Source organism: Leifsonia shinshuensis (assembly GCF_014217625.1).
Classification (GTDB): domain Bacteria; phylum Actinomycetota; class Actinomycetes; order Actinomycetales; family Microbacteriaceae; genus Leifsonia; species Leifsonia shinshuensis_A.
This window is the reverse complement of the sequence record NZ_CP043641.1, coordinates 1156615-1176625: the sequence shown is the minus strand read 5'-3', so window position 1 is coordinate 1176625 and position 20011 is coordinate 1156615. Positions and strand designations below refer to the sequence as shown.

The 20011-nt window shown below is 70.9% G+C and carries 21 protein-coding genes and 1 tRNA gene; 13 read left to right on the top strand and 9 right to left on the bottom strand.

Annotation, left to right across the window (positions count from 1 at the left end; genetic code table 11):
- Positions 1–60 precede the first annotated feature (60 nt).
- Positions 61–137, bottom strand: a tRNA-Met gene (locus F1C12_RS05730).
- Between the two features lie 122 nt (positions 138–259).
- On the opposite strand from F1C12_RS05730, the gene F1C12_RS05725 reads away from it, so the two are divergent.
- From F1C12_RS05725 to F1C12_RS05695, 7 genes are read left to right on the top strand one after another with little or no spacing between them, the layout of a single operon-like run.
- Positions 260–1327 (top strand): response regulator, encoded by a 1068-nt coding sequence (locus tag F1C12_RS05725; RefSeq protein ID WP_185277839.1) that lies wholly within the window; start codon positions 260–262, stop codon positions 1325–1327.
- Positions 1324–2334, top strand: coding sequence for an ATP-grasp domain-containing protein (locus F1C12_RS05720; RefSeq protein ID WP_185277838.1), 1011 nt, complete (start codon positions 1324–1326; stop codon positions 2332–2334). The genes F1C12_RS05725 and F1C12_RS05720 overlap by 4 nt, the downstream gene beginning before the upstream one ends.
- Positions 2331–3080: a PHP domain-containing protein gene (locus F1C12_RS05715; RefSeq protein WP_258046137.1), complete on the top strand. Its 750-nt coding sequence runs from the start codon at positions 2331–2333 to the stop codon at positions 3078–3080. Before F1C12_RS05720 ends, F1C12_RS05715 begins: the two co-directional genes overlap by 4 nt.
- On the top strand, positions 3077–3232 hold the full coding sequence (locus F1C12_RS05710) for a hypothetical protein (protein WP_185277837.1): 156 nt from the start codon (positions 3077–3079) through the stop codon (positions 3230–3232). The genes F1C12_RS05715 and F1C12_RS05710 overlap by 4 nt, the downstream gene beginning before the upstream one ends.
- A complete protein-coding gene (locus tag F1C12_RS05705; RefSeq protein WP_185277836.1) occupies positions 3229–3618 on the top strand; it encodes a response regulator in 390 nt (129 codons plus the stop codon). Before F1C12_RS05710 ends, F1C12_RS05705 begins: the two co-directional genes overlap by 4 nt.
- Complete coding sequence (locus F1C12_RS05700) at positions 3615–5390, top strand: sensor histidine kinase (RefSeq protein ID WP_185277835.1); 1776 nt, start codon at positions 3615–3617, stop codon at positions 5388–5390. The genes F1C12_RS05705 and F1C12_RS05700 overlap by 4 nt, the downstream gene beginning before the upstream one ends.
- Entirely contained in the window at positions 5387–6193 is an 807-nt protein-coding gene (locus F1C12_RS05695; protein WP_185277834.1) for a carbon-nitrogen hydrolase family protein, read from the top strand. The genes F1C12_RS05700 and F1C12_RS05695 overlap by 4 nt, the downstream gene beginning before the upstream one ends.
- A gap of 10 nt (positions 6194–6203) precedes the next feature.
- On the opposite strand, the gene F1C12_RS05690 is transcribed toward F1C12_RS05695, so the two are convergent.
- Entirely contained in the window at positions 6204–7403 is a 1200-nt protein-coding gene (locus F1C12_RS05690; RefSeq protein WP_185277833.1) for a pyridoxal phosphate-dependent aminotransferase, read from the bottom strand.
- A 148-nt stretch (positions 7404–7551) separates the two neighbouring features.
- Between F1C12_RS05690 and F1C12_RS05685 the strand changes: the two genes are divergently transcribed.
- The 4 genes from F1C12_RS05685 to F1C12_RS05670 all read left to right on the top strand — a co-directional run bounded on the left by F1C12_RS05685 (position 7552) and on the right by F1C12_RS05670 (position 12227).
- Positions 7552–9366 (top strand): S1C family serine protease, encoded by a 1815-nt coding sequence (locus F1C12_RS05685; RefSeq protein ID WP_185277832.1) that lies wholly within the window; start codon positions 7552–7554, stop codon positions 9364–9366.
- A gap of 122 nt (positions 9367–9488) precedes the next feature.
- Positions 9489–10532: a glycosyltransferase family 2 protein gene (locus F1C12_RS05680; RefSeq protein WP_185277831.1), complete on the top strand. Its 1044-nt coding sequence runs from the start codon at positions 9489–9491 to the stop codon at positions 10530–10532.
- 2 nt (positions 10533–10534) lie between these two features.
- On the top strand, positions 10535–11353 hold the full coding sequence (locus tag F1C12_RS05675; RefSeq protein ID WP_185277830.1) for a CDP-alcohol phosphatidyltransferase family protein: 819 nt from the start codon (positions 10535–10537) through the stop codon (positions 11351–11353).
- Entirely contained in the window at positions 11346–12227 is an 882-nt protein-coding gene (locus F1C12_RS05670) for a glycosyltransferase family 2 protein (protein WP_185277829.1), read from the top strand. The genes F1C12_RS05675 and F1C12_RS05670 overlap by 8 nt, the downstream gene beginning before the upstream one ends.
- Here F1C12_RS05670 and F1C12_RS05665 read toward each other — a convergent pair.
- The 7 genes from F1C12_RS05665 to F1C12_RS05635 all read right to left on the bottom strand — a co-directional run bounded on the left by F1C12_RS05665 (position 12224) and on the right by F1C12_RS05635 (position 17026).
- Positions 12224–13231: a hypothetical protein gene (locus F1C12_RS05665; protein ID WP_258046136.1), complete on the bottom strand. Its 1008-nt coding sequence runs from the start codon at positions 13229–13231 to the stop codon at positions 12224–12226. The genes F1C12_RS05670 and F1C12_RS05665 overlap by 4 nt on opposite strands.
- Before the next feature lie 70 nt (positions 13232–13301).
- Complete coding sequence (locus F1C12_RS05660) at positions 13302–13601, bottom strand: helix-turn-helix domain-containing protein (protein WP_185277828.1); 300 nt, start codon at positions 13599–13601, stop codon at positions 13302–13304.
- Positions 13602–13724: 123 nt separating this feature from the next.
- On the bottom strand, positions 13725–14012 hold the full coding sequence (locus tag F1C12_RS05655) for a helix-turn-helix domain-containing protein (protein ID WP_258046135.1): 288 nt from the start codon (positions 14010–14012) through the stop codon (positions 13725–13727).
- Positions 14013–14200: 188 nt separating this feature from the next.
- Positions 14201–14521, bottom strand: a complete 321-nt coding sequence (locus F1C12_RS22660) for a hypothetical protein (protein ID WP_258046134.1) — start codon at positions 14519–14521, stop codon at positions 14201–14203.
- A gap of 138 nt (positions 14522–14659) precedes the next feature.
- Positions 14660–15394: an ABC transporter ATP-binding protein gene (locus F1C12_RS05645; RefSeq protein WP_185277826.1), complete on the bottom strand. Its 735-nt coding sequence runs from the start codon at positions 15392–15394 to the stop codon at positions 14660–14662.
- A complete protein-coding gene (locus tag F1C12_RS05640; protein WP_374939555.1) occupies positions 15395–16279 on the bottom strand; it encodes an ABC transporter permease in 885 nt (294 codons plus the stop codon). It lies immediately after the preceding gene.
- A gap of 54 nt (positions 16280–16333) precedes the next feature.
- Positions 16334–17026, bottom strand: coding sequence for a phosphocholine cytidylyltransferase family protein (locus F1C12_RS05635; protein WP_185277825.1), 693 nt, complete (start codon positions 17024–17026; stop codon positions 16334–16336).
- A 386-nt stretch (positions 17027–17412) separates the two neighbouring features.
- On the opposite strand from F1C12_RS05635, the gene F1C12_RS05630 reads away from it, so the two are divergent.
- Both F1C12_RS05630 and F1C12_RS05625 read left to right on the top strand, forming a co-directional pair.
- Positions 17413–18429, top strand: a complete 1017-nt coding sequence (locus F1C12_RS05630; RefSeq protein ID WP_185277824.1) for an ABC transporter ATP-binding protein — start codon at positions 17413–17415, stop codon at positions 18427–18429.
- Positions 18405–19982, top strand: a complete 1578-nt coding sequence (locus F1C12_RS05625; RefSeq protein ID WP_258046133.1) for a hypothetical protein — start codon at positions 18405–18407, stop codon at positions 19980–19982. Before F1C12_RS05630 ends, F1C12_RS05625 begins: the two co-directional genes overlap by 25 nt.
- Positions 19983–20011 lie beyond the last annotated feature (29 nt).

Here is a 20011-nt window from a genome sequence, read left to right as displayed (position 1 = left end):
CAAGCAGTACAGACAAAAATCGGCCCGGACCTGGGGATTTCTCCTCAAGTCCGGGCCAGTTGGTTGCGGGGGCAGGATTTGAACCTACGACCTCTGGGTTATGAGCCCAGCGAGCTACCGAGCTGCTCCACCCCGCGGCACAAGAAAAGACTCTATCACGCCCTCGGGGCACTGTGAAATCGGCTGTCGGCCCGGGCGAGTCCGGCCGCGTAGACCGGCCGTCCCACTAGAGTCATTGCCAGGAACCGGGAGAAGACGAATGGCCAGCTCTGCCCAGAAGTATCGCGTGTGCGTGATCGAGGACGATCCGGATGTCGCCTTCTACATGAAGACGGTGCTGGAGAAGCGCGCCGACGCCCAGGTGGTCGCCGTGACCGACCCGTCCATCGCGCTCGACACCATCGCGGAGTTCGACCCGGACGTCGTCATCACCGACATCGAGATGCCGGGTATCTCGGGCATCGACCTGCTCCGCGAGCTGCGCGGCCGCCACCCCGGGATGCCGGTCGTCGTGATGACCGCGCACGTCTCGGTCGACTACGCCGTCTCCGCGCTCCGCGCCCAGGCCGACGAATTCCTCACCAAGCCGATCGCCTCCTCGGAGCTCGTCGCCATCGTCGGGCGCCTCGCCGAGGAGGGCCGCGCCAAGCGCGCCGCCAGCCAGCAGCAGGTCGTCCTCGCGATCGGCGCGCACCCGGACGACGTCGAGATCGGCGTCGGCGGCATCCTCTCCGCCCACCGCGACGCGGGCAACCAGGTCGTCATCCTGACCCTCTCGCGCGGCGCGCGCGGCGGCGACGCGGACGACCGCCAGCACGAGTCGCTCGCCGCGGCCGAACTGCTCGGCGCCCGGCTGTTCCTGGAGGACCTGGAGGACACCCGGATCTCCGCGGCCGACCCGACCGTCAGCATCATCGAGCGGGTCGTGGCCGAGGTGAAGCCGGACATCGTCTACACGCACTCCGCGCACGACCGCCACCAGGACCACCGCGCCGTGCACGCGGCCGTCAACGTCGCCACGCGCAACGTCCGCACGGTCTGCTGCTTCCAGAGCCCGTCCGCCACCATCGACTTCCGGCCCACCCGCTTCGTGCCGATCGACGGCTTCACGGAGGCCAAGCTGCGGCTCATCGACTGCTTCCGCTCGCAGACCGAGCAGCGCGCCTACCTCGAGCACGACTTCGTGCTCGCCACCGCGCGGTACTGGTCCCGGTTCGGCGGCGGCACGAACTGCGAGCCGCTCGAAGTGATGCGCGACACCGCCGACATCTCGGTGCCGGCCGCGAGCATCCACACCGACGCCCGGATCAGAAGGAACCAGGAATGACCCAGAGCACCACCCGTGTCCTCGTCACCGGAGCCGGCGGGCCGGCCGGGATCGCCGTGATCCGCTCGTTGCTCAAGCGCACCGACGTCGAGGTGCTCGCCGCCGACATGGACGGCTGGGCGAGCGGGCTCTACCTCGTGCCGGAGCAGGCCCGCCGGATCGTTCCGCCCGGGAGGTCGCCGCAGTTCGTGGACGACGTCATCGCCATGTGCGCCGCCGACGACATCGACGTGCTGTTCTCGACGGTGGACGTCGAGCTCCCCGGACTCGCCGAGCGCCGCGCCGAGCTGGCCGCTGTCGGCACCGCCCTCGCGGCGCCCAGCCACGAGACGCTGGTGACCTGCCTCGACAAGTACCGGCTGGCCCAGGCGGTCGACGGCAAGGCGCGCATTCCGGAGACCCGCCTCCTGGACCGCGACGGCGTCGGGGCGGAGTGGGTGTTCCCCGTCATCATCAAGCCGCGCAGCGGCGCGGGCTCGCGCGGCGTGCGGCTGATCGCCGACCGCGCCGCCCTGGAGGCGCTGGGCGAGGACCGGAGCATCCTCATCCAGGAGAACCTGCCGGGCGAGGAGTTCTCGGTCGACGTGCTCGCCGGTCTCGACGGCAGTGTGATCGCAGCCGTGCCGCGCTCCCGCGAGCGCGTGGACTCCGGCGTCTCGATCGCCGGCCGCACCGTGCGCCGGGCCGAGCTGTCGGACACCGCGGCGGACGTCGCGCGCGCCATCGGGCTGACCGGGGTCGCCAACGTGCAGCTGCGCTACAGCAGCGACGGCGTCCCCGCCCTGCTGGAGGTCAACCCGCGCTTCCCCGGCGCGATGCCGCTGACCATCGCCGCCGGCGTCGACATGCCCTCGCTGCTGCTCGACCTGGTGCTCGGCCGCCCGGTGCCGTCCGCGGTCGACTTCGCCGAGCTCGCCAACGTGCGCTTCCTGGAGGACGTCTTCCTCGATCCGGGCGACGTGCTGGTGTCCGAGAACGCGGCGCACGCCGAGGGACCGGAAGAGTGACCGGAGCGACCGGGCTGAGCCGGCTCCTGGAGGGCGACTACCACGTCCACTCCACCTTCTCCGACGACGCCCGCAGCACGCTCGCCGAGAACATCGCGGCGGCGCACAGGGCCGGGCTGCGCGCCGTGCGGCTGACCGACCATGTGCGCGCCTCGACGGCCTGGGTGCCGGAGTTCGTGGCCGCGGTCGCCGCGGAGCCCGTCCCGGAAGGCCTCACCGTGCTCACCGGTGTGGAGGCCAAACTCCTGGACGCGACCGGCGCCGTCGACACCCCCGCCGACCTCGTCGTCGGCCCGGGCGGAGTGGACGCGATCGTGATCGGCGACCACCAGTTCCCGGGGACCGACGGGCCGTGGTCGCCCGAGGCCACCCGGGAACGGCTCGCAGGCGGCCTCTCGGCGGACGACGCCCTCGACCTCCTGATCGAGGCGAGCATCCAGGCCATGGAGCGCACACCGCACGCGCAGCTCGCGCACTGGTTCTCGATCCTGCCGAAGGTCGGGCTGGCCGAGGAGCAGCTGGGCGACGCCCGGCTCGCCGCGTGGGCCGCGGCGGCCGCCGCGACCGGCACGATCGTCGAGGTCAACGAGAAGTGGGCGTGCCCCGGCGCCGCCGCCGTGCGTGCGCTCCGGGCCGCCGGGGCGCGTATCGTTGCGTCCACCGACAGTCACGACGCCGCCGACGTGGGCCGTTACGACCGCGTCGCGGCCGTGCTCGACGCCGTCGAGCGGGAGGAGCAGGCATGAGCCCCGTCGATCTGACCCGCGTGCAGCGCGAGGAGCTGCAGCGCGAGCTGGACCGCAACCGGCGCTGGGAGCTGCGGCTGCCGATCTACGGCGTGATCGCCCTCCTGTTCATCGCCGCTGTCGTCGTGGTGAGGCTGGTGTTCTTCTCGTGACCGTCGCGAAGAGGGTCGTGATCGCGGACGACGACGCCGACATCCGCGGACTCATGGTGATCGCCGCCAACCGGGCCGGCGTCGAGATCGTCGCCGCCGTCGACAACGGTCGCGCAGCGCTCGACGCGGTGAACGAGGGCGGCGTCGACCTGGCGGTGCTCGACATCTCGATGCCGGGGCTGAACGGCGTGGAGGTCGCCGAGGCGATCCGCGGGGACGAGCAGACCAGCAGCACGCTCATCCTCATGGTGTCGGCCTCGGTCCAGCTCCTGACCGACCACGGCGTCGTTGCCGACCGCTCGGACAGCTTCATCATCAAACCGTTCAGCCCGCGGGTGCTCTCCGAGCGCATCCGCTCGATGCTCGGACTGGGGGACCCCGCATGACGGTCGACCGCTGGCTCAGCCGGATCCCACTCGAATCGCCCTCGGTCTTCGTGAAGCTGGTGCCGACCCTGGTCGGCTACATCATCGCGCTGGGGCTGTCGCTCATCCCCGGGGTGGTGACCGCGCACATCCCGGTGTTCATCGCCGGCTCGGTGGCCGTGATGATCGGCGCCTTCCTGCTCGCGGTGCTGGTGCCCTGGCCGAAGATCGACGCGCACTGGAACGTCATCGTGCCGCTCGTGGCCATGGTCTCGATCGGCCTGATGCGGATCGGCACCGGCGGGACCACGTCGTCCATCGGCGTCATCCTGCTGCTGCCGTTCGTCTGGATCGCGACCGAGGACGGCCGGCGCAACATCCTCATCGCCGCGGCCGGGATCTTCCTGGTGCTGATCGGCCCGATCCTGGTCGACGTGGGCTCGACCAGTCCTGCCGACCTCATCAGGGCCTTCTTCTCTCCGGTCATCTACGCGATCGTCGCCGCGGTGGTCAACGAGATCGCGCACCGCTCGCGGAGGCAGCTCGAGGCGACCCGTGCCGCTGCGGAGCAGCGCGAGGAGCTGCTGGCGCAGGCGGTGCGGACGCAAGACGAGCTGGTGCTCAACGAGGCGCGGCTGAAGACCGCGAACCGCCTCATCCAGAGCATCTGGAACGCCGTGACCGAGCAGTCGGTGATCGGCACCGACCTCGACGGGGTGATCGACGTCTGGAACCCCGGAGCCGAGAAGATGCTCGGGCTGACCGAGAAGCAGGTGCTCGGCGCGAACCGCAAGGTCATCGAGTTCCATCTCGTCAGCGAGCTGGAGGAGCGGCTGCGCGACATGGACGCCCGGTTCACGACCGTGGCGGGGATGGACGACTTCTCCGCGCTCGTCGACACCGTCCGCGCGGGCTACGCCGACGTGCGGGACTGGACCTACGTGCGCGCCGACGGCAAGCAGGTGCCTGTCCAGGTCGCCGCGACGCCGCGGCTGGACGAGAACGGCCACCGGGTCGGTTTCATCTTCGTCGCCACCGACATGACCCAGGCCAGGGAGTTCGCACGCCTCAAGGACGAGTTCGTCGGTCTCATCTCGCACGAGCTGCGCACGCCGCTCAGCTCGATCCTCGGCTACCTGGAGCTGATGCGGGACGACGACGAGTCGCCGCTGTCGGAGGAGCAGCTGCAGTACCTCGGCGTGGCCGAGCGCAACGCGCACCGGCTGCTGCGGCTGGTCGGCGACCTCCTGTTCACCGCCCAGGTGGAGTCCGGGCGGTTCCCGATCGACATCAAGGACGCGGAGCTGCGCTCGGTCGTCGCCGCCTCCGTGGAGTCCGCGACACCGGTCGCGGCGACGGCGGGCGTCGAGCTGGTCTGCGACGTCCCCGACGAGCCCGTGGAGGTGCGCGGAGACACCGTGCGCCTCGGCCAGGCCGTGGACAACCTCGTCTCGAACGCATTGAAGTTCACGCCGCGGGGCGGCAGGGTCACTGTGTCGCTGCATCGCGACGGGGAGGAGGCGGTGGTGGCCGTGACGGACACCGGCATCGGCATCCCGGCGGTCGAGCTCAGCCAGCTCTCGCAGCGGTTCTTCCGCGCCTCCACGGCGACCCGCAACGCGGTCCCCGGCGTGGGGCTCGGACTCACGATCACCAAGGCGATCGTGACCGCGCACGGCGGCCGTCTCGACATCGCGAGCGAGGAGGGCGTCGGCACCTCGATCAGCCTCCGGCTCCCCATCGAGACGCCGCGTCCGGTCGCGGAGGCCGTCCCGGCGGAGGCCACCCCGTGACGGGCGTCGGCGTCGCCGTCGCCCAGTTCACGCCGGGCGACGACCGGGTGCACAACCGGGACGTGGCCGCGGCGCTGATCGCGGTCGCTGCCGCGCGCGGCGCCCGCCTGGTGGTCCTGCCGGAGTACTCCTCGTACTTCACCGACCCGCTCGGCCCGTCGTTCGCCCGCAACGCGGAGCCGCTGGACGGGGAGTTCGTGCGGTCGCTCCAGGCCGCGGCCCGGGAGCACGACGTGTACGTGATCGCCGGCCTGGTCGAGCAGACCGGCGTGCACGACAAGTTCGCCAACACGCTCGTGGCGGTCGGTCCGGCCGGAGAGACGCTCGCGGTCTACCGCAAGCAGCACCTCTACGACGCGTTCGGCTCGACAGAGTCCGACTGGGTGGTTCCCGGCGACCTCGCGCTGCCCGAGGTGTTCGCCGTGGACGGCCTCCGGATCGGGATGCAGACCTGCTACGACCTGCGCTTCCCCGAGGTCACCCGCCGGCTCGCGGACGCGGGCGCCGAGCTGGTCGCCGTGCCCGCCGAGTGGGTGCGCGGGCCGCTGAAGGAGCAGCACTGGTCGACGCTGCTGGCGGCGCGCGCGATCGAGAACACCCTGTACGTCGCGGCGGCGGACCACGCGCCGCCGATCGGGGTCGGATCGAGCGCGATCATCGACCCGATGGGCGTCGTGCTCGCCGGCCTGGGGGAGACCTCGGGCGTCGCGGTGGCCGAGGCGTCGGTCGAGCGCGTGCAGGAGGTGCGGCGGCGCAACCCGGCGCTGAAGTTGCGGCGCTACCGGGTGGAGCCGATCGACTGAGCAGTGCCCGTCAGGCGCCGCCCAGCGACGCCAGCCGGCTCGCGGCCTCCTCCAGCACCTCGACGCGCTTGCAGAACGCGAAGCGCACCAGGGACGCCGTCCGCTGCGCGTACTCGTCGCGGCAGAAGGCGGAGAGCGGCACCGCCACGACCCCCGCGAGCTCCGGAAGCCGGCGGCAGAACTCGACGGCGTCCGGATGGCCGAGCGGCGCGGCGTCAGCCACGACGAAGTACGTCCCGTCGCTGCGGTGCACCTCGAACCCGGCCGCCCGCAGCCCCGCAGACAGCACGTCGCGCTTGTGGGCGAGCGCGGCGGCGATCCCGGTGAAGAACTCCGTCGGGAGGGCGAGCCCGGCCGCCATCGCGGGCTGGAACGGCGCGCCGTTCACATAGGTGAGGAACTGCTTCACCGCCAGGATCGCGGTCACCAGCTCCGCGGGCGCGGTCAGCCAGCCGACCTTCCAGCCGGTGGTGTTGAAGGTCTTGCCGCCGGAGGAGATGCTGACGGTGCGCTCCCACGCGCCGGGCAGCGTCGCGATCGGGATGTGCTCGAGGCCGAAGGTCAGGTGCTCGTAGACCTCGTCGGTGACGATGATCGCGTCGTGCCGGTGGGCGAGCTCGACGACGGTCTCCAGGGTCTCCCTGTCGAGGACCGCGCCCGTCGGGTTGTGCGGCGTGTTGACCAGGATGACGCGGGTGCGGTCGGTCACGGCGGCGCGCAGCCTGTCGAGGTCGGGCCGGAACGCCGGCGGCTCCAGCGGGACGGTGCGGTGCACGCCGCCGGCGAGCGAGATGACGGCGCCGTACTCGTCGTAGAACGGCTCGAAGGTGACGACCTCGTCGCCGGGCTCCAGCAGCGCGAGGAGTGTCGCCGCGATGCCCTCGGTCGCCCCCGCGGTGACCAGGACCTCCCGGTCGGGATCGACCTCCAGCCCGTAGAAGCGCCGCTGGTGGGCGGCGACGGCGTGCCGCAGCTCGGGGATGCCGATACCCGGCGGGTACTGGTTCGCGCCGCCGCGGATGGCGTCGACCGCCGCGTCGAGCACGACGGCTGGACCGTCCTCGTCGGGGAAGCCCTGGCCGAGGTTGATCGCGCCGGCGCGCACCGCGAGTGCGCTCATCTCCGCGAAGATCGTCGGGCGGACAGCGCCGTCCGCGCCCAGCAGTCCCGCACCGCGCGCGGCGGCCCTCCATGCGCCCGAAACCGTCATGCATCCAACCTAGGGCCTCGCTCCGAGCGCATCCATTCGTTACGTTGGGAGGAGTCATCGGGAGGCGGAAGGTCGCCCACAGGACCCGCAAATAGAACGCTCAGGTTGGCATCCCAAGCTGTCTAGTGCTTGGAAGGAGCACCCCACCATGACCGACACCCCGATCACCCCGGAGCCCGCGAAGCCCCAGAACGACGGCGACACCGACGCGGTCGTGGATGCCGGCGCGGCTCGTCCCGCGGAGGCTCCCGCCGCCGCTCCGACCCCGGCCGCCGAGCAGGCGCCGGCCGAGCAGACTCCGGCGCCGCAGGCGTCTGCCGAGCAGGCTCCCGCGGCGCCCGCGGCGCAGCAGCCCACTGCTCCGGCCGCGGACCACGGCTGGACCGCGCCGGCCGCCGCTCAGCCCGCGGCGCAGCAGCCGACCGCCGAGCAGCCGACGGCGCAGCAGCCGACGGCCCAGCAGCCCACCGCGCAGCAGCCGACGGCCCAGCAGCCCACGGCCCAGCAGCCCACCGCCCAGCAGGGTCCCATCCCCGTGGCGAACCACACCCAGCCGACCCAGCCGGTCGCCCCGCAGCAGCCCTACGGCCAGCCGGGCGGCGCGCAGCACCAGCCGCAGCCGAACTACGGCAACGGCTCCTTCGGCCAGCCCTCCGCCTACGCGCAGTCCCCCTACGCCCAGCCGGGCGCCCACCAGCAGGCCTACGCCACCGCCCCGGGCACCGGGGAGAAGGCGCCGCGCAAGCGCAACACCGGCCTGATCATCGCCACGCTCGCCATCGGCGCGCTGATCGGCGGCATCGCCGGCGCCGGCGCGGGCATCGGCCTGTACTCGGCCACCGGCAGCAACGCGACCATCAAGACGGTCTCGGGCCCGCAGAACATCACGGTCAACGACACGAACAACGCCACCACGGTGACCGCTGTCGCCGCCAAGGCCTCGCCCAGCGTCGTCACCATCTCGGTCAGCGCCTCCAGCGAGGGCGGCACCGGCTCGGGCGTCGTGCTCTCCTCCGACGGCTACATCCTCACCAACACGCACGTCGTCACCCTCGACGGCGCCGCGTCCAACGTGAGCATCAGCGTCACCGACAACAACGGCAAGATCTACACCGCCAAGATCGTCGGCACCGACCCGACCACCGACCTCGCCGTCATCAAGCTCGACGGCGCCAGCGGGATGACCCCGATGAACTGGGCCGACTCCAGCAAGCTGAACGTGGGCGACACGACGGTTGCGATCGGCGCCCCGCTCGGCCTCTCCGGCACCGTCACCGACGGCATCGTCAGCGCACTGAACCGGTCGATCAGCATCGCGTCCTCCGCGGCCCCGAAGTCGAGCGACGGCAGCAACGGCGGCGGCAGCGGCGACGGCAGCTCGCAGAACCCGTTCAACTTCGACTTCCCGAACCAGGGCGGCGGATCGTCGCAGAGCGGCACCCAGGGCACGATCTCGCTCCCCGTCATCCAGACGGACGCGTCGATCAACCCGGGCAACTCGGGCGGCGCGCTGCTCAACAGCAAGGGCGAGCTGATCGGAATCAACGTCGCGATCGCGAGCGCCAGCGGCAGCAGCTCCTCCGGCACCCAGTCCGGCAGCATCGGCGTCGGCTTCTCGATCCCCTCGAACCTCGCGAAGCGGATCTCCGACGAGCTGATCAAGAACGGCTCGGCGACCCACGGCCTCCTCGGGGCCTCGGTCGGCGACGCCAGCTCCGACAGCAAGGCGACGACGGTCGGCGCAGCGGTCAAGAGCGTCACCTCCGGCGGCGCCGCCGCGAGCGCAGGCCTGCAGGCGGGCGACATCGTCGTCAACTTCAACGGGCTGCCGATCACGGACGCCACGGACCTGACCGCTCAGGTCCGCGCCCTCCCGGCCGGCGCGAAGGCCGACGTCACCTACATCCGCGACGGTCAGTCCAAGACCACCTCGGTGACCCTGGGCTCGCTCCCGGCGAATTGACCCGCACCCGCCCGGAAGGCCGTCCCGCACCCGCGGGGCGGCCTTCCGTCGTCCTGTCGTCGGACGGGGCGCTCAGGCGCCGGCTGATAAGCTCGGCCAGGCCCGAACGACGAATGGATCAGATGCCGGACGACAACGTGAACACCCTCCCCGGTGTGTCCTACGTGATGCCCGTCCTCAACGAGGCGACCCACGTCCGGGCGGCTGTCGACAGCCTCCTGGCCCAGGATTACACCGGGCCGTTCGACGTCACCATCGCCCTCGGCCCGAGCATCGACGGCACCACCGAGCTGGTCGAAGAGCTCGCCTCCGTCGACTCCCGCATCCGCGTCGTCGACAACGAAGTGGGCTCGACCCCTGCCGGGCTGAACCTGGCGATCCGCTCGTCGGAGTTCCCGGTCGTGATCCGCGTCGACGCCCACAGCGTGCTGCCCCCGGACTATGCCAGGATCGCGGTCGAGACCATCCAGGAGACCGGCGCGGACAACGTCGGCGGCCTCATGGACGCGCAGGGCACGACCTCGTTCGAGCGCGCGGTCGCCCGGGCCTACGGCAGCCGGATCGGCCTCGGCGGCACCAAGCTGCACGTCGGCGGCGCGGCCGGGCCCGCCGAGACCGTCTACCTCGGCGTGTTCCGCCGCGAGCGGCTCCGGGAGGTCGGCCTCTTCGACGAGGAGATCAAGCGCGGCCAGGACTGGGAGCTCAACCGCCGCATCCGGCAGGCGGGAGGGACCGTCTGGTTCACGCCGCGCCTGCGCGTGGTCTACCGGCCGCGCCCCAACCTGTACCGGCTCGCGCGGCAGTTCTTCTCGACCGGCATCTGGCGCGGCGAGCTCGCCCGGCGCTTCCCGGCCTCCAACGGCATCCGCTATTTCGCGCCGCCGGTGATGGTGCTCGGCGTCGCCCTCGGCGTGCTGCTCGGCCTCGGCGGCGTGCTGCAGGCCCTGCTCGGGGCGAGCCCGTGGCTGCTGTGGGCGTTCGCCGTCCCTGCGGCGTATCTGGTCATCGTGGTGGCGTCGGCGTTCGTCTGGGGGCGCCGCGACGGCTTTTCGTCGTTCCTCTGGTTTCTCGTAGTCTTGCCGTGCATCCATTTCAGCTGGGGCATCGGGTTCATCCTCGGATACCTGTCCCTCACCCGGAACATCACGGCCCACACGGGAAGGTAGGCATGACTGCAGCGGGACCGGCGGCGCACGGAGCGCGGCCAACGTCGATCGCCGAGCTCAAGGCGGTGGCGCAGCCCCCGGAGGTGCGCGGACGGCGCAACGCCGAGCACTGGACGGCGTCGCTGTACCTGCGCAACCTCTCGCCCTACCTGACCTGGGTCTTGCTCAAGACCTCCATCTCCGCCAACGGCGTCACCGGGCTGATGATCCTGACCGGCTGGGCGACGGCGGCGAGCCTGCTCATCCCGGGGATCGGCGGCGCCGCCCTCGCGCTCGTCCTCGGCCAGCTGCAGATGCTCGTGGACTGCTGCGACGGCGAGGTGGCACGCTGGCGCCGCACGTCGTCGCCGGCCGGGATGTTCCTCGACAACGTCGGCCATTACACGACCGAGACACTGATCGCCATCGCGCTCGGCGTCCGCGCCGCTGGCTTCCCGTTCGAGGCGCCGCAGGACTTCCTGTGGACGAATCTCGGCACGCTGCTCGCGCTCATCATCGTGCTCAACAAGGCGCTGAACGACATGGTGCGGGTGGCGCGCGCGAGCGCAGGCCTGCCCAAGCTGGCCGACACCGAGGCCGCCTACGCGCCGACGCACGGCATCGTCGCCCGACTGCGCAAGGCCGCCAAGTTCGTCCCGTTCCACCGGCTGTACCACTCGGTCGAGCTGACGATCATGATCTTCGTCTTCTCGATCCTCGGCCTGTTCATCGGCTCGCCGCTCGCCGACCGGATCCTGCTGTCGATCCTGGTGCCGCTGGCGCTCCTCGCCGCGATCGGGCACTTCGTCGCGATCATGTCGTCCAAGCGGGTCCGTGGCTGACCCCACGGTCGGCGTCGTCGTGCTCACGCAGGGCACGCGGCCGGACGACCTCCTGCGCGGCGTGGAGTCCGTCCTCGCCCAGGAGGGCGCGACCACGGACATCGTCGTGGTCGGCAACGGCTGGGACCCTGCGACGTCCGAGCCGCCGCTGCCCGCGGGCGTGGCGACGCTGGCGCTGCCGGAGAACCTCGGCATCCCGGCCGGTCGCAACCAGGGCGTGCCTCTGGTGGCGGGGGAGTACCTGCTGTTCCTGGACGACGACGCCGACATCCCGTCGCCCGGTTTCCTGCGCGACGCGATCGCGCTGCTGCGCGGGGACCCCGGCATCGGGATGATCCAGCCACGGCTGCGGGCGCGCGACGGCAAGCCGTCGCCGCGGCGCTGGATCCCGCGGATCCGCAAGGGCGATCCGGAGAAGTCCTCTGCGGTGTTCTCGGTGCTGGAGGCCGTGATCGTGCTCCCGCGCGCGGTGTTCGACCGCGCGGGAGGCTGGGCCGACCCGTTCTTCTACGCCCACGAGGGCATCGAGCTGGCCTGGCGGGTCTGGGACCAGGACAAGCGCGTCTGGTACGCGGGCGACCTGGTCGCCGAGCACCCGGCGGTCTCGCCCACCCGGCACTCGTACTATTACCGGCTCAACGCCCGCAACCGGGTGTGGCTGGCGCGCCGCAACCTGCCCGCCGTGCTGGTCCCGCTCTACGTGGGGTCCTGGACGGGCATCCAGCTGCTGCGCTGGTTCCGGAAGCCGGACGTGCTGCGCGCCTGGTTCGGCGGCTGGCGCGAGGGCTGGAGCGCGGACCCGGGGGAGCGCCGCCCGATCCGCTGGCGGACGGTGCTGCGCATGGCGGCCGCGGGACGTCCGCCGATCGTCTAGCGCTCGGGAGCGTCCTCAGGTTCGAGTGCGGCGGGTTCGAGTGCAGTGGAGTCGAGCGCGGAGGCTTCGGCAGAGGTTCCGATCGCATCCGCCGCGGGGGAATCCAGCGCCGCTCGACCCTCGGCGCCCTCAAATGACGCTGGGTCAGCGCCCTTCCGGCCACGCCGGTTCACACGCGACGGCATCGCGCTGCGAACGACCACCCCGGCCTGCACGACGCGCCGGCCGGTGATCGCGCCGAAGCGCCGGACGACACCCGGTCCCTCCGTCGGAGCGAGCGCGTCCGGGATGACGAACGGCGCCGGCCCGAAGGCCAGCCGTGAGTTCGTGACCACCCGGCGGCCGAGGATGTGGTTGCCCGTCCCGCCGACGACGGCGCCGATCCCGAACGGAATCGCCCGCGCGACGATCGAGGCGCCGCCGCGCACCGCGAACTGCCGGATGAAGGAGTTCCGCAACCGGTCCACGAGCGGCCCGACGACCATCGAGGGCAGCGTCGTGGTGACGAGCTCGCCCCAGTACGCCGTGCGCGTCACCCCCGTGCCGGCGACCTGCCCGGCGAGCTGCCGCACCAGGTCCGAGCCTTCGCGGCCGAGCATCATCGTGAGCACAAGCGCCCGGGCGCGGGCCGGATCGTCGACGGCGATGCCGTGCAGTTCGCTGAGCGACTGCGCGTAGAGCGCGGTGGCCTCCAGGAAGGCGGCGGTCTCCAGCCCGGAGAGCGCGAGCGTCACGCCGGTGCCGATGGCGGGGATGACTGCGGTGGCCCCGACTGCGGCGCCGCCGGTGGTGACGGCGGCCAGATACCGCCGCTCGAGGATGTTCGCGAGCTCCGCCGCCGTCGCGTCCGGGTGCCGCCGGCGCAGCCCGCGCAGGTGCGCGAGGACCACAGGCCGCTGGATGCCGAGGAAGCGGTCGAGGGTGGCGTCCACGGCACGCGGGGTGTCGCCACCGCGGGGCGGTCCGCCGGTCGGGGAGACGAAGGGCTCGGGTCGCTTGGTCATCTTTACCGAGTGTAGGCCTCCCTGCCGAACCGGCCAGGCCGCCGGGACGAACGCTCAGCCTGGGCGTCTCTCACCGCCGCCGGTCGCGCTCCCGCAGGAATTCGTCGGCGGTCAGCACCTCGAATTCGGCGGGGAGGTCGTCACGCGAGAGTCCGTCGGTGAGGAGCGCGACGTCGGTGCCGAGCACGCTCGCGATCCGCAGCATGGTGGTGAGGCTCGGGTTGGCGATGCCGCGCTCGATCTTGCCGTAGTTCGTGACGTGCATCTGGGCGAGTTCGGCGATGCTCTCCTGACTGAGACCGAGGTCGACGCGGGCGCTGCGCACTTTCGCGCCGAAGTGGACGGCGGCAGGCGACATCGGATGTTTCATGCTTCATGCCTATCCGGTCGTTGACTCCCGAACCAGAGCGCATGCCACCGAGACATCCGTACAAGAGGCCTGGAGTTCGGAAAATGCATGCCCTCCGGTGCCGACCTCATTCGGGCGGGTGCCTCACCGTCGCCGGTCGCGCTCGCGCAGGAATTCGTCGGCCGTCAGCACCTCAAACTCCGGCGGCAGGTCATCCCTGGACAGCCCGTCCGTCAGGAGCGCGACGTCGGTGCCGAGCACACTCGCGATCCGCAGCATCGTCACCAGGCTCGGGTTGGCGATGCCGCGTTCGATCTTGCCGTAGTTGGTGACGTGCATCTGGGCGAGTTCGGCGATGCTCTCCTGACTGAGGCCGAGGTCGACGCGGGCACTGCGCACCTTGGCGCCGAAGTGGACGGCGGCGGGTGACATCGGATGTTGCATGCTTCATGCCTATCCGGTGGCGGACTCCCGAACCAGAGCGTTTGCCACCGCGATCTTCGCGCCTGAGGCCTGGAGTTCGGATAATGCATGCCCACGCGTCGAGCGGCGCTCCGGCGCCCCCCCCGACGCCGCGGCCGGCTGCCCGGGGCGGTGCCCGCAACAGCCGGCCGCGGCGCTCAGAAGCTCACCTGCCAGAGGTACTCGCGGCCGTCGGGCGGGAACCACCGGATGACGAGCACGGTGTCGAGGGCCGGGTCGCCGGGACCGCTGAGACTGGCGCGCACAGCCTCCCCGGGTCGGATCAGGGACGGCGGGCTCACCCGCACGGACGAGCTGCCCGCGATGCTCACGGTGACACCGCGCAGCACGTCCGCGCTGGTGTTGACGAGGCGGAAGTGGGGCGCGCCGCTGCGGTCGACGGTCCAGGGGACGGGATAGGCGAAGCGCCTGTCGCGAAGCGGGGCGAGCGGTGGGCGGAGGTTGCGGAGCTGTTTCATGCCAGCAACGCTAATTACCCCCTCCGACGCTCCAGCGCCGAGATCGGGCCTTAAAGTCCGATCTGGGGACAACTCGCCGAGATTTCTTTCTGTGTAGGACTTTCGGCGTGCCGGAAACAGGCGCTGACCGGCTCTTCTCTACGAGCCGTAATCCTGGTTGTAGAGGTCGAGCACCTCGTCGATCGGGCCGTCCAGCACCAGTCCGCCCTTGTCGAGATAGAGACCGCGGGCGCAGAACCGGCGGAGGTCCTTCTCGTTGTGGGAGACGAAGAAGAGGGTGCGACCGCTGGCGAGGAGCTCCTCGATCTTCGCGTAGCACTTCTCCTTGAAGCCGCGGTCGCCGACCGCGAGCACCTCGTCCACCAGCAGAACGGGCTCCTCGAGCTGCGCGATCACCGCGAAGGCGATGCGGACCTTCATGCCGCTGGAGAGGTGCTTGTACGGGGTGTCCACGAAGTCGCCGATCTCGGCGAACGCGATGATCTCGTCGAAGCGGGCGTCGATCTGCGGCCTGGTCATCCCGTGCAGGCCGGCCGTGAGGTAGACGTTGTCGCGCACGGTGAGGTCGTCCACGAACCCGCCGGTGATCTCGATGAGGGGTGCGACGCCCTCGGTGACCTTCACCGTGCCCTCGTCGGGCAGCAGGACGCCGGCGACCAGTTTCAGCAGCGTCGACTTGCCCTGGCCGTTGCGTCCGACCACGCCGATCGCCTCGCCGGGCTCCACGCGGAACGACACGTGCCGCAGCGGCCAGAAGTCGTCCGGCCGGGCGCGGCGCTGACGGCCGCCGAACAGGTCCTTGAACGACCGGCGGGCCCCGCGGTTGCGCTTGAAGCGCACGCCCAGGCCGGTGACGTCGATGACGGCCGACATCTAGATCTCCTTCAGGACGTCGCGCTCGAAGCGCTTGAACACGAGCCAGCCGATCCCGAGCAGCAGCAGCGACATCAGCGCGGCCACGATGACCAGGTACCAGTCCAGCTCCTCCGGGAAGAAGGCTGCCCGGTAGAGGCTGAAGATGCCGGTGAGCGGGTTGAACGCCGACCAGAAGTGCAGGGAGAACAGCGTCTCCGTCGACGCGCCGGGATGCGTGGCGACGTACGCCGCGCAGTGCTTGGCGGCGACACCGGCGCCGCAGCCGCCCGGGAGGTCACGGGCGCTGTAGATGATCGGCGAGGCGTAGAAGAGGAAGCGCAGCGCGAGCTTCACGGCACGCTCCAGGTCGCGGAAGAACACCACGAGCGGCGCCACGATCAGTCCGATGCCGACCGAGAGCACGATCTGGATGACGATCGCGAGCGGGAAGAGCAGGATGTCGACGTTCACCTTCGCGCCGGTCGCGATCGCGAAGATCGCGAGCACCGGCAGCGACAACAGGAACTCGATGCCCTTGGAGGCGACGATCCGGTTGACCCAGATCGTGCGAGGGATCATCGTCGAGCGGATGAGCTTCGCCTCGCGGATGAACGCCCGCGTGCTGTCCGACACCACTCCGTTGAACCACATCCACGGCAGGAGCGCCGCGAGCAGGAAGACGATGTAGGGGTTCTCACCGACGCTGCGGTGGAAGATCACCGTGAAGACGAACCAGTAGATCGCGCTCATGACGAGCGGATCGAGGATCGACCACAGGTAGCCCAGCGCGCTGGTGGAGTAGCGGACGCGCAGGTCGCGCACCGTCAACAGCCACAGCGAGTGGCGGTAGCGGGCGGAACGCGTCCGCTGCGCAGGGCGCAGATCGGCGGAGGTACTGGTCACGGGAACCTATCGTATTGATCGCTGGCTGCGTGTTCGCGTCACGCGGCCCTTCGACTATACGAAAAGATTCGCGCGCTCCAGGTCCTCCTGGAAGTCGACCTCGACGGCGTACAGGTCGGAGATGTCGACCGGCTCGACCAGCAGGCGGTCTTGCTCGATGGCGAGCTCGATGCCGCGCTCGAAGTAGTCCTGGTCGGCGACCCGCTGCAGCTGGCGCAGCAGGGCGGCCTTGTCCTTGCCGGAGATGTAGTTGATGCCGACGGCCTCGCCCAGCCCGCCCTTGACGGTCTTGGACAGCTCGTGGATGTAGCCCTCGGGGCCGGTGGTGTACTTGACCTCCTCGTCGGCGACCGACGAGGTGTTGACGGTCACGAAGGTCTGGTCGCGCGAGACCATCGCCGCGCCGCGGACGAGCACGGCCGGGTCGAACACGACGTCGCCGTTCATCCAGAGCACGCCGCCGGGGCCGGAGGCCTGCAGGGCGCGCATGAGGCTCTTGGAGGTGTTGGTCTGGTCGTACTGCTCGTTGTAGACGAACTCGGCGTCCGGGAACGCCTCGATGATGTGCTCGAGCTTGTAGCCGACGACGATCGTCACGGTGACGTCCTTGCCGAACGCGGCGTGGATGTTGTCGAACTGCTGCTGCATGATGGTGCGGCCGTCGCTCAGCTCCGTCAGCGGCTTCGGGAGGCTCCGGCCGAGCCGGCTGCCCATTCCGGCCGCGAGGATCACTACCTGGGTCGTCACAATCATCTCCTTGAATCCGCGCGAACCCCGTGTGGGTGTGATTGCGGCGGAGCTTCGACGCCCGCCACTCCCGGGATGTCACCGGGAGTTCATTCACGCTTTACGTGTTTCGACACGCCTTCATGCCTGCACCAGAATACCGGGGGCCCTCATCCGGGGGCAGGGGTTGACGTCGGTCGTTGCGGGGTCGTTATGTTCCTCACAGGACTTTCCTAGGCAGTCTGAGAAGCCTGAGGCCGTCGCTGCGAGGTCACCCGTCGGGGGGTACGCAAGCGGTTCTGTATTGGTACGGTTGCGTGGTGAGTTTCGAGCGCGCGCGACCCGGCAGCAGTACCGAGCCGGAGTCCGGCGCGCCCGATCCGCGGGGGGATCACGAGGGGGAGCCGATGTCCGAGATCGCGCAGTCCGAGACGGAGCAGGCGGCGCCCGCCGCGCGCCCCGCCGCCAAGCGCACGCAGCCGAAGACCGCGGCGGCGGCCGCGGGCTCGAGCACGCGGACGCCCACTCCGCGCAAGCGGACGACCACCGCCAAGACGGCGCAGAAGCCGCGCACCGCGAAGGCCGTCGTCGAGACGGCCGCCGCGGTCCCCGCACCCGCGCAGCCGGCGGAACCGATCCGTCCGGCCCCTGTCGTGGACACCCGCCCGAGCGTCCTCGCCATCCACGGCCTCAGCAAGCGCTACGGCCCGATCGTCGCCGTCGACGGCGTCACGCTGGACGTGCGCGAGGGCTCCTTCTACGGCATCGTCGGCCCGAACGGCGCGGGCAAGACCACGACCCTGTCGATGGTCACCGGCCTGCTGCGACCCGACGAGGGCCGCATCGTCGTGCACGGCGTGGACGTCTGGACCGAGCCGGTGCGCGCCAAGCACGTCATCGGCGTCCTTCCGGACAAGCTGCGCCTGTTCGACCGCCTCACCGGAGCGCAGTTCCTGCACTATGCCGGAACGCTGCGCGGGCTCTCCGCCAAGACCGTCCACGCCCGCACCGCCGATCTCGCGAACGCGTTCGGCATCGCCGACGCGCTCGACCGCCTGGTCGCCGACTACTCCGCGGGCATGACGAAGAAGATCGCCCTCGCGGCCGCCATGATCCACTCGCCGCGCCTCCTGGTGCTCGACGAGCCGTTCGAGTCCGTCGACCCGGTCTCCGCTGCGAACGTCGTGGACATCCTGCAGCGCTACACCGCCGCGGGCGGCACGGTCGTGCTCTCCAGCCACGGCATGGACATGATCGAGCGGGTCTGCGACAGCGTCGCGATCATCGTCCGCGGCCAGGTGCTCGCGGCCGGGACCATCGACGAGGTGCGCGGCGAGCAGACCCTGGAGGAACGGTTCGTCGACCTGGCCGGTGGACGCAAGGCGGCGGAGGGCATGGAGTGGTTGCACAGCTTCTCGGACTGAGGCTCAGGCTCCTCGGCAACGCCTTCCGGCGCAGCCCGTGGCAGATCTTCGGCCTGGTGCTGGGGCTGGCTTACGGCGTGGTGACGGTGGTGCTGGTGATCGGCGCTCTGGTGGCGGCGCGCCTCGCGCCTGACGTCGCCGACGTGCACGGTGTGCTGGTCGTGATCGGCTCGATCGTGGTCGCCGGCTTCCTGCTGCTGCCGCTGCTGTTCGGGGTGGATGACGCGCTCGACCCGCGCAAGTTCGCGCTGTTCGGCATCCCCGACCGGGAGCTCGCCCGCGCGCTGGCCCTCGCCGCGCTGGTCGGCCTCCCCGCGATCGTGCTCTTCGTGTGCTCGCTGGGCACGGTGATCACCTGGTCCCGCGACCCGGGCGCGGCGGTGCTCGCCGTGCTCTCTGCGCTGATCGCCCTGCCCACCTGCGTGCTCGCGTCCCGCATCTCCACCGCGATCGCCTCGCTGCTCGTACCGCCGCGCCGGTCGAAGGAGGCCGGAGGCGTCTTCGCGTTCCTGGCCCTCGTGCTCGTCGCCCCCGTGCTGCTCCTGCTGCTCACCGTCGACTGGGGCCGCGACGGCCTCGGCACGCTGAACGGCTTCGCCGGCTGGCTGCAGTGGACCCCGCTCGGCGCGGTCTGGAGCATGCCGGGCGCCGCCGCCGAAGGCGACGGGGGTGCGGCGTTCGCGCAGTTCCTCATCGCCGTCGCGACCGTCGGCGTGCTCTGGCTGGTCTGGCGCACCCTCGTCGCGCTGGTGCTCGTCGCGCCGGAGCGGGAGGCGCTCGCGCGCGACCATCACGGCCTCGGCTGGTTCGCTCGGCTCCCCGGCGGACCGACGGCCGCGATCGCCGCGCGCTCGATGACGTACTGGGGGAGGGACGCCCGCTACTGGGTGGCGCTGGTGGTGGTGCCGGTCATCCCGGTGTTCGTGGTCGTTGCGCTCGCGCTCGGCGGCCTCTCGATCCACTTCGCCTCGCTCGTGCCGCTGCCGCTGGTCTGCCTGTTCCTCGGCTGGACCATCCACAACGACATCGCCTTCGACAGCACCGCGATCTGGCTGCATCTCGTCTCGGGGACACGCGGCATCGCCGACCGGGTCGGGAGGATGTTCCCGCCCGTGCTCATCGGCATCCCGGTCATCGTGGTCGGCTCGCTGGTGACCGCGGCGGTGTTCGGCGACTGGGCGGTGCTTCCGGCTGTCGCGGCGCTGTGCGGGTCCATCCTGGTGATCGGGCTCGGCCTGTCCAGTGTGTTCTCGGCGCTCTTCCCGTACCCCGCGACCAAGCCGGGCGACAGCGCCTTCACGCAGCCGCAGAACTCCGGAGCGTCGGCGGCCCTCGCCCAGGCGTTCAGCTTCTTCGCCATCATCATCCTGGCGTCGCCCGCGATCGTCTTCCTGGCCCTCGGCCTGACGGTCAACCCGTTCTGGCTCGGCATCTCGCCGATCGCGTCGGTGCTGGTCGGCTTCGCCGCCCTCGGCGGCGGGCTGTGGGCCGGCGCGCGGGCGTTCGACAAGCGCGGCCCGGAGTTGATGGCGTTCGCGAACCGCAACGACTGAAGCAAGGGCGACGGGCCCGGCAGTGTCCG

Coding starts and splice junctions, on each gene's coding strand:
- F1C12_RS22660 (WP_258046134.1), bottom strand. CDS start 14,521: ATGAAACAGCTCCGCAACCTCCGCCCACCGCTCGCCCCGCTTCGCGAC.
- F1C12_RS05710 (WP_185277837.1), top strand. CDS start 3,077: ATGAGCCCCGTCGATCTGACCCGCGTGCAGCGCGAGGAGCTGCAGCGC.
- F1C12_RS05690 (WP_185277833.1), bottom strand. CDS start 7,403: ATGACGGTTTCGGGCGCATGGAGGGCCGCCGCGCGCGGTGCGGGACTG.
- F1C12_RS05700 (WP_185277835.1), top strand. CDS start 3,615: ATGACGGTCGACCGCTGGCTCAGCCGGATCCCACTCGAATCGCCCTCG.
- F1C12_RS05680 (WP_185277831.1), top strand. CDS start 9,489: ATGCCGGACGACAACGTGAACACCCTCCCCGGTGTGTCCTACGTGATG.
- F1C12_RS05685 (WP_185277832.1), top strand. CDS start 7,552: ATGACCGACACCCCGATCACCCCGGAGCCCGCGAAGCCCCAGAACGAC.
- F1C12_RS05725 (WP_185277839.1), top strand. CDS start 260: ATGGCCAGCTCTGCCCAGAAGTATCGCGTGTGCGTGATCGAGGACGAT.
- F1C12_RS05655 (WP_258046135.1), bottom strand. CDS start 14,012: ATGTCACCCGCCGCCGTCCACTTCGGCGCCAAGGTGCGCAGTGCCCGC.
- F1C12_RS05720 (WP_185277838.1), top strand. CDS start 1,324: ATGACCCAGAGCACCACCCGTGTCCTCGTCACCGGAGCCGGCGGGCCG.
- F1C12_RS05660 (WP_185277828.1), bottom strand. CDS start 13,601: ATGAAACATCCGATGTCGCCTGCCGCCGTCCACTTCGGCGCGAAAGTG.
- F1C12_RS05675 (WP_185277830.1), top strand. CDS start 10,535: ATGACTGCAGCGGGACCGGCGGCGCACGGAGCGCGGCCAACGTCGATC.
- F1C12_RS05665 (WP_258046136.1), bottom strand. CDS start 13,231: ATGACCAAGCGACCCGAGCCCTTCGTCTCCCCGACCGGCGGACCGCCC.
- F1C12_RS05630 (WP_185277824.1), top strand. CDS start 17,413: ATGTCCGAGATCGCGCAGTCCGAGACGGAGCAGGCGGCGCCCGCCGCG.
- F1C12_RS05645 (WP_185277826.1), bottom strand. CDS start 15,394: ATGTCGGCCGTCATCGACGTCACCGGCCTGGGCGTGCGCTTCAAGCGC.